Origin of the sequence: Paracoccus zhouxuedongae (genome assembly GCF_041927815.1) — a bacterium.
GTDB lineage: Bacteria > Pseudomonadota > Alphaproteobacteria > Rhodobacterales > Rhodobacteraceae > Paracoccus.
The window spans coordinates 53,353-65,375 of the sequence record NZ_JBHFHM010000002.1 but is presented as its reverse complement, the minus strand read 5'-3'; the positions used below and the strand labels follow the sequence as shown (position 1 = coordinate 65,375).

Sequence of the window (12,023 nt, the reverse complement as noted above, 5' to 3'; positions counted from 1 at the left end):
GATGTTTTCCGTCTGCATCTATTGCGGTGCCCGCGACGGCACCAACCCCGCCCATGCGGAAGCTGCCGAGGCGACCGGCCGGATGCTGGCCGACAACGGCTGGCGGCTGGTCTACGGGGCGGGCGATGTCGGGCTGATGGGCCGCGTGGCGCGCGCCGCCATGGCCGCGGGCGGCACGACCTTTGGCGTGATCCCCGAACATCTGATGGCGTGGGAGGTCGGCAAGCGCGACCTGACCACCCTTGTCGTGACCGAGACCATGCACGAACGCAAGAAGGTCATGTTCAAGAATGCCGATGCGGTGGTGGTGCTGCCGGGCGGCGCCGGATCGCTGGACGAATTGTTCGAGGTGCTGACCTGGCGCCAGCTTCGCCTGCATGACAAGCCGGTGTTCCTGCTGAATGTCGCGGGCTATTGGAACCCGCTGATCGCGCTGATTGACCACACGATCGCCCAGGGCTTCGCCGGGGCGGATCTGCGCGACTATTTCACCGCCGTGGATGACGTGCCGACTCTTGCCGCCGCGTTGCGCGCCGCACGCACCCCGGCCTGAGCGCGCAAGGCCTGCACTGTCACCAGTGTCAGCCCCGCCCAGATCAGCGCCAGCGCGATCAGGTGCCAGCGCGTCACCTGCCCGCCCAGCAGGCTGGCCGCGACGATCAATTGCAGCGTCGGGTTCAGATAGGACACCAGCCCGACCAGCCCCAAGGGCGCCAGCTTTGCCGCGCGGCTGAACAGTATCAGCGGCACCCCGGTCAGCACGCCGAAGCCGATCAGCATGGCCGCATGGCTGGCAGAGGCGGTGAAATGCCCCTGATCCTGCGCCAACAGCCAGAGCAGGGCGAGAGGTGCCAACACCACCACCTCGCCGGTGACCGAGACGACCGGCCCGGCGGCGATCCGTCGCTTGACGATGGAATAAAGCCCAAAGCTGATCGCCACAGCCAAGGCCAGCCACGGCGTGACGCCCAGCCCCAAGGTCAGCACTGCCACAGCCACCCCCGCCAGTGCCAGCGCGATGCAGGTCGTCCCGCTCAGCCGCTCGCCCAGGATCAGCCGCGCAAGGCCGGCCATGACCAGCGGCAGCAGATAATAGCCGACACTGGCCTGCACCGCGTAGCCATGCCCGACGCCCCAGATGAAGATCCACCAGTTTGCCGACACCAGCACCGCCGCCACGCAGGTCAGCATCAGGTTGCGCCCGCGCAGCGCGGCGCGCAGCTCGGCCAGGCGGCCGCGCAGGGCGAGGAATGCGCCGAACAGGACCAGCGTCCACAGGATGCGATGGGCCACGATCTCGGTTGCAGGGATCCCGGCGCGACTGGCCATGGCGACATAAAGCGGGAACAGCCCCCAGATCACCGACGATCCGGCCACCGCGATCAGCCCCTTGCCCGTATCCGTCATGCGCACCCCCAGCCCCAGCGTTAAGCCATGCCGCCGGATCGCTGGCAAGCCGGTGCATCGCGGGATCGTGTTAACAGATCGTTCGCGTTTGGCTGCTATGCGGAATCAGGTGAAAATGGATGGCCCGATGCTGCATGTGCTGCTGATTCTGCTGGTGCTGATCGCCCTGCCCGCGCGGGCGGCGCCAAGCTGGGACATCCAGTTCAGCGGCCCGCTGGATCTGTCGGTGCCGGTGCAGATCCTCGACCTCGACCCCGACGGGGTGACTGCCGATCAGATCGCCGCGCTGAAGGCGCGCGGCGTGATGCCCATCTGCTATGTCAGCGTCGGCACGGTCGAGGATTACCGCGCAGACCGCGCCGCCTTTCCTCCGCAGGTGCTGGGCAAACGCTACGCCGAATGGCCGGATGAGGTGTTTCTGGACATTCGGCAGCGCGATGTCTTGCTGCCGCTGATGACCGCGCGGCTCCGACGATGTGCCGAACTGGGCTTTCTGGCGGTCGATCCCGACAATCAGGATGTGCATGACAACGACACCGGGCTGGATGTCACCGCCCAGGATACGCTGCTGTGGCTGCGTGACCTGGCCCGCATCGCGCATGGCATGGGCCTGCGGATCGGGCAAAAGAACATCGGCGCGTTGACCCCGGATCTGGTCGACACGATGGACTTTGTGGTCACCGAAAACTGCCTGACCGATGGCTGGTGCGATCAGGTGGCCGCCTATGCCGAAGCCGGAAAACCGATCCTGGCCATCGAATACGGCGTCGCGCCGCAGGATCGGGCGGCAGCCTGCGCAAGGGCGCGGGCGGCGGGGATTTCCATGGTGTTCAAGACGCGGGTGCTGTCTGCTGGCGGCGCGGGTTGCCCATCGGCTAAGCCGCCGTGATCGTGCAGCGGGCAAGTGGACGACCGTGCTTTGAGCCGCTGCCCAAAGCCACGCCGGGCAAGCGGTCGTGACGCGGCTGAAGGGAAACCTGTTTGATGGCGTGGCCAGCGCCGACCAACGTTCCAGTGGGAACAGGCGCTCCCCTCGCCCTGTCGCGCCAATGCAGGGAGGCGGCCTCCGCGAAATGCAGACAGCGCCCGGTGGGGCGCTGTCGCAGGGTCTCATGCGTGGCCGATACTTAGGACCAACGCGGTATCACATGCGCGAGGCGACGTTTTCCCAGTTTACCAGCTTATCCAGGAAGTTGCTCAGATAGGCCGGGCGCTTGTTGCGGAAGTCGATGTAATAGGAATGTTCCCACACATCGCAGCCCAGCAGCGCGGTCTGGCCAAAGCACAGAGGGTTGACGCCGTTTTCGGTCTTGGTCACCTTCAGCGCGCCGTCCTTGTCCTTGACCAGCCAGGCCCAGCCCGAACCGAACTGACCAGCACCCGCGGCGGCGAATTCTTCCTTGAACTTGTCGACCGACCCAAAGGATTCGACGACCGCCTTTTCCAGATCGCCCGGCATCTTGCCCGACTTCGGGCTCATCATCTCCCAGAACTGGGCGTGATTCCAATGCTGGCTGGCGTTGTTGAAGATACCCGACTGGGCAACGGCGCCATCCTTGTAGGTGCCTTTGACGATCTCCTCCAGCGTCTTGCCTTCCCATTCGGTGCCGGCGATCAGCTTGTTCAGGTTGTCGACATAGGCCTTGTGGTGGATGTCGTGGTGATATTCCAGCGTCTCTTTAGACATGCCGGCGTCGGCCAGCGCGTCATGGGCATAGGGAAGGTCGGGAAGGGTGAACGCCATCGGTCGATCCTTTCGGGGTCACGGTCAAAACTGTCGCGCACCCGATCACGGGCGCTGTCCAAGGTCAACGCCCCGTGACCCGTTTCTGTTCCAAGCCGGTTGACACAGGCGAGGCGAAGCGCGCCCGGCTTGGGCTGGCCTGCGCGCGATCACGCAGCGCCGACGCGCCGCCCCTTGGGCGTGTCGTCAGCTGGCACGCTTGGAGGCCGGGGGCCATCGCGTAAGCACCGCCGCTGCGATATGGGCCGCCCCCGTTTGCAAGCGCGACCAGTGGTCCGACGCCCGGAAGGGCCTCTGCCGATCATCGGCAAGTCCGGGTGCCGTGGCCTTGGCCGCCCTGCGCCCGTGCGGTTGAGGTTTCACAAGGGCCGCGAAGGCTGCACATCCCGACTTGGCCAATGACGGCTGCGCAGGTCACCCGTGACCAGCACGCACCACCAGGCGCGCGGCTGGCCGACGCGCCCGGCGCGGCCGGGGGCAACGTCACGCCCAATCGACACGCCATATCAACGGGGGGTTTACGGCAACCGACCCGAATGACCGGGGCCGAGCCAGCGGACGTCAATCGCCGCTCGGGCGGGCCACCGGCCTCGTGGCGCGCAGCCGGGGGCGATGTCACGCCCAATCAAGGCGCGACGCCTGCGGGCTGACGCCAACCGACGATAAAGCCGGGGACACGCCGGCAAGTGTCAATCGCCGTTCAGGCGGGCCATCGACCTTGGGGCGCGCGACAGGGGCCGACCGTCACAAGCGGCCCAGTGAAGCGCCCCCGGCGCGACCACCCGACCCGCCCGGCAGGAGCGCCGTCACCTACTGCGGATCCAGGTCGCCACCTGGCTGCGCCGCAGTGTCCAGCAAATCACGCATATAGACCGCGACCGAGCGGAAGCAGACCAGCCGCCAGCCGCCGTCCACCCGCCAGAACGCGGCTGCGACCTGGGCCACGCGCGACCGGCGCAATTCGCCCACCGCCACGCCCGCGACATCGGCGGGCGTCAGTTTCATCAACACCTGATCGGCGCGCGGCCCGGTGATCTGGAACATGGCGCGCATGTCGCTGACATCGACGACCAGATGGTGCAGCCCGGCCAGCGCATCAGCCAGCGCGTCCAGCACATCGGCGAGATCGGCGGCGGGCAGCATCAGGATCAGCTCATCAGGCGACATCCAGCCCAGGCTGCGCGCGCCCGCCTCCACGATCCCGCGCGGGGCGGGCATGTCGCAGCCGGTTGCGGCGGTGATGCCCGTCACGATGCGCGGATCCGACAGATCGCCGCGCAGACCGATCATCGCCGGGGCATCGGCCAGCGGCCCGTCGATCCGGGCCAGGGGTTCGTTCCGGTCAGACATTCTGCTTGGCCCCCTCTTTGTCATAAAACACCGGGTCGCAGATCCGCGCCTGCACCACCTTGCCCGCATCGGTGGGGAAGTCCAGCACCTCGCCCATCCGGTCGGGGCCGTGCAGGACGAGGCCCATGGCGATCCCCTTGCCCAAGGTCGGCGAATGATAGGACGAGGTGACCCGCCCCTGGGTGTTGCGCTGTCCATTGGGGTTCACGCCATCGGCCACCGCCAGCGCACCATCGGGCAGCACGCTGCCGTCCAGCGTTTCCAGCCCGACCAATTGCCAGCGGCGCGGATCGGCCATATGGCTGCGTTCCTGCGCGCGCTTGCCGATGTAATCGGCCTTTTTCTTGCTGATCGCCCAGGAAAGGCCCAGATCCTGCGGGATCACCGTGCCGTCGGTCTCATCCCCGATCATGATGAAGCCCTTTTCGGCGCGCATGACGTGCAGGGCCTCGGTCCCGTAGGGGGTGACGCCCAGATCGGCGCCAGCCGCCATCAGGCGTTCCCACAGCTCCAGCCCGCGCGCGGCAGGCGTGGCGATTTCAAAGGACAATTCGCCCGAGAAACTGATGCGATAGATGCGCGCCGGGATGCCGCCCAGATCGCCCGCGACCCAGCCCATGAAGGGCAGCGCCGCCGCCGACAGGTCTATCCCCCCCAGCCTTTCCAGCAGCAGCCGCGCCTTGGGGCCGACCACCGCCACTTGCGCGAATTGTTCGGTCAGGTTGGCGGTATAGACCTGCCAATCCCACCATTCGCATTGCAGCCAATCCTCCATATGGGCGTGGATGCGGTCGGCGCCCCCAGTGGTGGTGTGGCACAGCCATTCGTCATCGGCCAGGCGCACCACCACGCCATCGTCGATCAGAAAGCCGTTGTCGTTGCACATCAGCCCGTAACGGCATTTGCCGACCGGCAGGCTGGACATGACATTGGTATAGAGCATGTCCAGGAACCGGCCCGCATCCGGGCCCTTGACCAGGATCTTCCCCAGGGTCGAGGCATCGAGCATCCCCACCCCGTTGCGTGTCGCGTTGATTTCGCGCGCCACGCTGGCGTGCTTGTCCTCGCCCGCGCGGGGATAGGTATAGGGGCGGCGCCACAGGCCCACGGGTTCCCAGATCGCGCCGCGCGTTTCGTGCCAGCCATGCATCGGCGTGCGGCGCAGGGGTTGGAAGATCGCGCCGCGCGCCTCGCCGGCGATGGCGCCCAGGCTGATCGGGGTATAGGGCGGGCGGAAAGTGGTGGTGCCGGTGGCCGGGATCGGGCGGCCCAAAGCCTCGGACAGCACGGCCAGGCCGTTGATGTTGGACAATTTTCCCTGATCGGTGGCCATGCCCAACGTGGTGTAGCGCTTGGTGTGTTCGACGCTGGCGTAACCCTCGCGTGCGGCAAGCTGCACATCGCTGACCTTGACGTCGTTCTGATAGTCCAGCCACATCTTGAACCGCTTCTGGATCGGTGCCTGCGCGGGCATCACCCAGACGGGCATCGGCGCGGCCTCATCCGGCGTGTCGATCAGGCCGGTCAGTCGCAGGTCGCCAAAGGCCGCGCCGACACATTCGGCCAGCGGCTGCCCCTGATCGCCGCGCGGCGGGCGCGACGGGTCGGGGCGGAACATGGCCTGGCCGTCATCCCAGGTCAGTTTGCCGTCGCAATGCGACCACAGATGCACGACCGGCGACCAGCCGCCCGCCATCGCCAGACAATCGCAGGACAGGCTTTCGGTCACATCGCCTGCGCCGGACTGGGCGCAGATGTCGATGCCGGTGACGCGGCCCCGGCCATGAACGGCGGCGACGCCGCGGTCGGTCAGCACCCGGATGCCGCGCGCCCGTGCCGCCTGTGGCAGGGCGCCATCGGCCACGGGCCGCGCGTCCAGCACCACCGGCACATCCAGCCCGGCATCAAGCGCGGCCAGCGCCGTGCGATAGCCATCGTCATTGGTCGTCACCACCGCGATCCGCCGCCCCGGCGCGACCGCCCAGTTGACGATATAGTCGCGCACCGCGCTGGCCAGCATCACGCCCGGCACGTCATTGCCCGCGAATGAGATCGGCCGCTCGATCGCGCCGGTCGCCACTACCACCTGCCCGGCGCGGATGCGCCACAGCCGGTGGCGCGGGCGGCCATCGCCCGGCGTGTGATCGGCCAGCCGCTCATAGCCCAGAACATAGCCATGGTCATACAGGCCCGAGACCATGCAGCGCCGCCGCAGGGTCACATTGGCCATGCCCTGCAATTCGGCCAGCGCCGCCGCCACCCAGTCGGCGGCAGGCTGGCCCTGAACGCTCGCCCCGTCCAGCGCGTGATCGACGGGCGCGCGGCCACCCCAATGCGCGGTCTGTTCCAGCACCAGCACCCGGCGACCGGCGCGGCCATGGTCCAGCGCGGCAGCCAGCCCCGCCACGCCGCCGCCCGCGACCACCACATCGGCATGGTCATAGGCCTGTTCATAGCGATCCGCATCGCGGCCCTTGGGCACCTTGCCCAGGCCCGCCGATTGCCGGACGATGGGTTCAAACACGTGTTTCCATGCCGCGCGCGGCGCCATGAAGGTCTTGTAGTAAAACCCTGCAGGCAGAAAGCGATAGAACCAGTCGTTCACAACGCCGATGTCGAACCGCAGGCTGGGCCAGTGGTTCTGGCTGGCGGTCTCGGCCCCGTCAAAGGCCTCGGTCGTGGTCAGCCGCTGGTTCGGCTCGAACCGCGCGCCAGCCCCAAGGCCGACCAGCGCATTCGGTTCCTCGGCCCCCGAGGCGACGATGCCGCGCGGGCGGTGGTATTTGAATGACCGCCCGACCATCACATGATCGCCCGCCAGCAGCGCCGAGGCCAGCGTGTCACCCTGATAGCCCGGCACCGGCGCGCCATTGAAGGTCAGCGTCAGCGGGCGCGAGCGGTCAATCAGCCGACCGCCAGTCTGCAAACGATGGCTCATGCGCGCCCCCCTTCGGCTTTGGCGACGATTTCGGCCGGCGGGGCCGATGTCTGCGCCGGATAGGTGCCGAAGACCTGCAAGGTCACGGTGTCGCGCGCCGCCAGAAACCATTTGCCGCAGCCATAGCTGTGTCGCCAGCGTTCAAAATGCAGGCCACGCGGGTTGGCGCGGTCGAACATGTAGCTTTCAAAATCGGCATCCGACGATCCGGGGCCGAAACGCTTCAGATGCGCCTCGCCCCCGGGGGTCAGTTCGGTTTCACAGGCTTTGACGCCGCAATAAGGGCAGGTCAGCACCAGCATGGCGCACCTCGTTCTTCTGTCAGGGCGGATTTCAAGGCGAAAACATGCGAAAACGGGCGCTGACCCCAAAGGGCGCGCCCGTCCGCAGTCGGCGACAGCAGGCCAAGGCCCGCTGCCGCGAAAGGCGTCAGATCAGTTCGACGGGGCAGTAGTGCCCGACATCCCCGACATGCCGTCCATGCCCGACATGCCAGCCGGGGCCTGCTCGGTCGCGGCCGGGGCTTCGCCAGCCGGGGCGGTCTCGACGACGACCGGGGGGGTGGTGGTGGCGGGCGGCGTGGTGACATTGACATTGGTGTCGCCGGTGGCGGCGGGCGCCGGGTCGGTAGCCGGGGTGGTGGACGTGGTGACAGCCGTGTCACCGCCCGACAGATACCACATGATCGCGGCGATCGCGACGACGACCGCTCCAACGATGAAATACAGGCCCGAGTTCGACGACTGCGGGTTCGGGTTCGGGTTGTGATTGTGGTTGTGGTTGACCATGATTGGGGCTCCTCAGGGACATATGGCACCGGCAACACCCGGCACGCTGCTGCATTCAACGCGGGCAGGCCCGCGCGGTTCCACATGTGACATAGATTTTTTACATAAGCGGGAAAGCGTTTTTCCGCCGCATCAGGCCCCATCAATGCGCCACCCCCGCGGCCACCGATTCGTCGATGAACCGCCCCTCGCGGAAACGGTTCAGGCCGAATGCCTCGGCCAGCGGGCCGGGCTGGCCCTTGGCGACCAGTTCGGCCATGGCCCAGCCGGAACCGGGGATTGCCTTGAAGCCGCCGGTGCCCCAACCGCAGTTCACGAAGATGCCCGGCACCGGCGTGGCCGACAGGATCGGGCTGCGATCGCCGGTCATGTCGACGATGCCGCCCCATTGCCGCAGCATCTTCAGCCGCGACAGCATCGGGAAGGTCTCGATCAGCGACCGAACGGTTTCCTCGACATGGTGCCACGACCCGCGCTGACTGTAGTTGTTGAAGCCGTCGGTGCCGCCGCCGATCACCATCTCGCCCTTGTCGGACTGGCTGATATAGCCATGCACTGTGTTGGCCATGATGACCACATCCAGACAGGGCTTGATCGGCTCGCTGACCAGGGCCTGAAGCGCCATGCTTTCGATCGGCAGCCGGAACCCCGCCATATCGGCCAACACGCTGGAATGACCGGCGACGACCAGCGCCAGCTTGCCGCAGCCGATGGCGCCCTGCGTGGTCTGCACCCCGGTCACCGCGCCATCCGGGCCACGGTCGATGCCGGTGACGGCGCAATTCTGGATGATGTCCATGCCCATGGCACTGCACGCGCGGGCATAGCCCCAGGCCACCGCATCATGCCGCCCGGTGCCGCCGCGCGCCTGATAAAGCGCCCCCAGAACCGGATAGCGGGGGCCGCCCAGTTCGATGATCGGCGCCAGCTCCTTGACCCGTTCCGGGCCGATCCATTCGGTCGACACGCCCTGCAGGTTGTTGGCGTAAACCGTGCGCTTGTAGCCGCGCACCTCGTGTTCGGTCTGCGCCAGCATCAGCAGGCCGCGCGGGCTGAACATCACGTTGTAATTCAGATCCTGGCTCAGATCCTCATACAGTTTCAACGCCTTGTCATAGATCGCAGCCGAGGGATCCTGCAAATAGTTCGACCGGATGATCGTGGTGTTGCGCCCGGTATTGCCGCCGCCCAGCCAACCCTTTTCGATGACCGCGACATTGGTGATGCCATGGTTCTTTCCCAGGTAATAGGCGGTGGCCAGCCCATGCCCGCCTGCCCCCACCACGATCACGTCATAGCGGGCCTTCGGCTGCGGACTGCGCCAGGCCTTTTCCCAGCCCTGATGGAAACGCAGCGCCTCGCGCGCGATGGCAAAGACGGAATAGCGGCGCATCTGAACCCTCCGGTGGTCATCATATGAATGGCCCGATTGCCTTGATGGATCACCACGCAAAGCGGCACAAGAGCGACAAATGCGACATTGCCCCGCGCCCCCGACTGCCGCTTGGGGCTTTTGTGTGGCCCGGCTTCGGCCTAAACGGGGGGAAATCGAAAGGACGGATGATGGCGGTTTGGCTTGTGATCGTGGCGGTGGCGCTTGTGTCGGCAATGGCGCTGCTGTGGCCGCTGATGCGGCCGGGGCGCGGCGATACGCGCGGCGTCGAGGCGGCGGAATACGACCTGCGCCTGTATCGGGATCAACTGTCCGAGGTCGACCGCGATGCCGAGCGCGGCACCCTGTCGGCGGATGAGGCCGCGCGCGCCCGCACCGAAATCTCGCGCCGGATGCTTGAGGCCGACCGCGCCCGCCAGGCCGCCGCCGCGCCCCGTGCCCTGCCGCCTGCCATGCGTCTGGCCGGGGCCATCACGGCGGTCGCCGCCGTCACCGGCAGCTTTGCGCTTTACGCCCATCTGGGCCAGCCCGCCGCATCCGATCAGCCGATCACCGCCCGCATCGCCGCCGCCGACCGCAGCTATGCCGCCCGCCCCGATCAAGCCAAAGCCGAGGCCGCCCCGACCCAGCCCAAGCCCGAGGTGCCGCAGGATTTTGCCGACATCCTGGACAAGCTGCGCAAGGCCGTGGCCGACAATCCCGACGATCCGCAGGGCCTGCAATTCCTGTCCGACAGCGAGGCCCGCGTGGGCAATTTCCCCGCCGCCTGGCGCGCCCAGCAGCACCGGATCGCGGTCATCGGCGATCAGGCGACGGCCGAAGATCACGCCATCCTGGGCGAGCTGATGACCCGCGCCGCCGGCGGCACCGTCACCCCCGAGGCCGAGACCGCCGTCATGCAGGCTCTGAAGATGGATCCGCTGAACGGCCGCGCGCGGTTCTATGCGGGCCTGCTGCTGGCCCAGAACGGCCGTCCCGACAAGGCCTTCCCGGTCTGGCGCAGCCTGCTGGAGCAAGGCCCGCAGGACGATCCGTGGATCCCCTTCGTGCGCGCCTCGATCGCTGATCTGGCCTGGTTCGCGGGCGACCGCACCTATGTCGCGCCGCAGGCGGGTGCGCCGATGATGCCCGGCCCGGATGCCGCGCAGATGCAGGCCGCTGGCGACATGGCGCCGGAAGATCGCCAGCAGATGATCCGCCAGATGGTCGAGGGGCTGAACGAACGCCTGGCGACCCAAGGCGGCACGCCCGACGAATGGTCGCGGCTGATCAGCAGCCTGGCCGTGCTGGGTGAGGTCGACCGTGCCCGCGCCATCTGGACCGAGGCGCAGACCCGTTTTGCCGACCAGCCTGAGGCCCTGGCCACCGTCACCCAAGGCGCCACTCAGGCCGGGCTGGTCGAGGGCGCATCCCCCGCGCCGGGGCCGAGCCAGCAACAGATTGAGGACGCCCAAGCGATGTCCCCCGAGGATCGTCAGGCGATGATCGCCCAGATGGTCGAACAGCTGGAAACCCGGCTGATGACCGAGGGCGGCAGCGCCGACGAATGGGAACGGCTGTTCAACACGCTGACCGTAATCAACGCCCCCGACCGCGCCAAGGCCGCCTGGGACAAGGCGCAGGCCGCCTTCGCGGGCGATGCCGCGACGCTTGACCGGCTGCGCGCCGCCGCTACCGCCGCGGGCGTCACACCATGATCTGCGCCGACATGAGCGTGATGGCCGAGGAACTGCCCCGCATCGGCGCCATCGCGGGGCTTGACCTGGGCACCAAGACCATCGGCGTCGCGGTGTCCGACAGCTTCCGGCAGGTCGCCACGCCGCTCAGCACCATCAAGCGCAGCAAGTTCACCGCCGACGCAGCAGCACTTTTGCAACTGGCCGAGGCGCGCGGCCTGCAGGGCTTCGTGCTGGGCCTGCCGCTGAACATGGACGGCAGCGAAGGCCCGCGCGTGCAATCGACCCGCGCCTTTGCCCGCAATCTGGAACGGCTGACCGACCTGCCCATCGCCTTCTGGGATGAACGGCTGTCCACCGTCGCCGCCGAACGCGCCCTGCTTGAGGCCGACACATCCCGCAAGCGCCGGGCCGAAGTCATCGATCACGTCGCGGCGGGCTATATCCTGCAAGGCGCGCTGGACCGGCTGCGCCATCTGGGGCCGCGTGATGACGGATGAGGTCTGGACCCGCGACGAGCCGCAAAGCCCCTGCGTCAAGATCTGCGTGATCCACAAGGCCGAGGGCCTGTGCATCGGCTGCCTGCGCACCCTGGATGAGATCGCAGGCTGGTCCGCCATGGACGCCGATGCCCGCCGCGCCGTCCTGGCCGAGCTGCCCGCCCGCGCGCCCCGCCTGCGCCAACGCCGTGGCGGTCGCAGGCGCCAGAACCCGGCGGGCGACTAGC

12 protein-coding genes are annotated in these 12,023 nt (G+C 67.5%); 5 read left to right on the top strand and 7 right to left on the bottom strand.

What is annotated here, in order from left to right:
• The first annotated feature begins 1 nt into the window (after nt 1).
• Nucleotides 2-553, top strand: coding sequence for an LOG family protein (locus ACEYYA_RS03295; protein ID WP_374797555.1), 552 nt, complete (start codon nt 2-4; stop codon nt 551-553).
• Here ACEYYA_RS03295 and rarD read toward each other — a convergent pair.
• The gene (rarD, locus tag ACEYYA_RS03290) at nt 484-1,407 is read right to left on the bottom strand and encodes an EamA family transporter RarD (RefSeq protein ID WP_374797553.1); all 924 of its coding nucleotides are present in this window, start codon (nt 1,405-1,407) and stop codon (nt 484-486) included. The genes ACEYYA_RS03295 and rarD overlap by 70 nt on opposite strands.
• Before the next feature lie 115 nt (nt 1,408-1,522).
• Between rarD and ACEYYA_RS03285 the strand changes: the two genes are divergently transcribed.
• Entirely contained in the window at nt 1,523-2,296 is a 774-nt protein-coding gene (locus ACEYYA_RS03285) for an endo alpha-1,4 polygalactosaminidase (RefSeq protein WP_374797551.1), read from the top strand.
• Between the two features lie 255 nt (nt 2,297-2,551).
• Here ACEYYA_RS03285 and ACEYYA_RS03280 read toward each other — a convergent pair whose 3' ends face one another.
• The 6 genes from ACEYYA_RS03280 to ACEYYA_RS03255 form a co-directional block, all read right to left on the bottom strand.
• Nucleotides 2,552-3,151, bottom strand: coding sequence for a superoxide dismutase (locus ACEYYA_RS03280; protein WP_374797549.1), 600 nt, complete (start codon nt 3,149-3,151; stop codon nt 2,552-2,554).
• Between the two features lie 810 nt (nt 3,152-3,961).
• Nucleotides 3,962-4,501: a sarcosine oxidase subunit gamma gene (locus ACEYYA_RS03275; protein ID WP_374797547.1), complete on the bottom strand. Its 540-nt coding sequence runs from the start codon at nt 4,499-4,501 to the stop codon at nt 3,962-3,964.
• On the bottom strand, nt 4,494-7,439 hold the full coding sequence (locus ACEYYA_RS03270; protein WP_374797545.1) for a sarcosine oxidase subunit alpha family protein: 2,946 nt from the start codon (nt 7,437-7,439) through the stop codon (nt 4,494-4,496). The genes ACEYYA_RS03275 and ACEYYA_RS03270 overlap by 8 nt, the downstream gene beginning before the upstream one ends.
• The gene (locus tag ACEYYA_RS03265) at nt 7,436-7,741 is read right to left on the bottom strand and encodes a sarcosine oxidase subunit delta (protein ID WP_374797543.1); all 306 of its coding nucleotides are present in this window, start codon (nt 7,739-7,741) and stop codon (nt 7,436-7,438) included. Before ACEYYA_RS03265 ends, ACEYYA_RS03270 begins: the two co-directional genes overlap by 4 nt.
• A gap of 132 nt (nt 7,742-7,873) precedes the next feature.
• A complete protein-coding gene (locus ACEYYA_RS03260) occupies nt 7,874-8,227 on the bottom strand; it encodes a hypothetical protein (protein WP_374797541.1) in 354 nt (117 codons plus the stop codon).
• A gap of 142 nt (nt 8,228-8,369) precedes the next feature.
• Complete coding sequence (locus tag ACEYYA_RS03255) at nt 8,370-9,620, bottom strand: sarcosine oxidase subunit beta family protein (RefSeq protein ID WP_374797539.1); 1,251 nt, start codon at nt 9,618-9,620, stop codon at nt 8,370-8,372.
• 170 nt (nt 9,621-9,790) lie between these two features.
• Here ACEYYA_RS03255 and ccmI point away from each other — a divergent pair, with 170 nt between their 5' ends.
• From ccmI to ACEYYA_RS03240, 3 genes are read left to right on the top strand one after another with little or no spacing between them, the layout of a single operon-like run.
• The gene (gene ccmI / locus ACEYYA_RS03250; RefSeq protein ID WP_374797537.1) at nt 9,791-11,317 is read left to right on the top strand and encodes a c-type cytochrome biogenesis protein CcmI; all 1,527 of its coding nucleotides are present in this window, start codon (nt 9,791-9,793) and stop codon (nt 11,315-11,317) included.
• The gene (gene ruvX, locus ACEYYA_RS03245) at nt 11,314-11,796 is read left to right on the top strand and encodes a Holliday junction resolvase RuvX (protein ID WP_374797535.1); all 483 of its coding nucleotides are present in this window, start codon (nt 11,314-11,316) and stop codon (nt 11,794-11,796) included. Before ccmI ends, ruvX begins: the two co-directional genes overlap by 4 nt.
• Complete coding sequence (locus ACEYYA_RS03240) at nt 11,786-12,022, top strand: DUF1289 domain-containing protein (protein WP_374797533.1); 237 nt, start codon at nt 11,786-11,788, stop codon at nt 12,020-12,022. Before ruvX ends, ACEYYA_RS03240 begins: the two co-directional genes overlap by 11 nt.
• Nucleotide 12,023 lies beyond the last annotated feature (1 nt).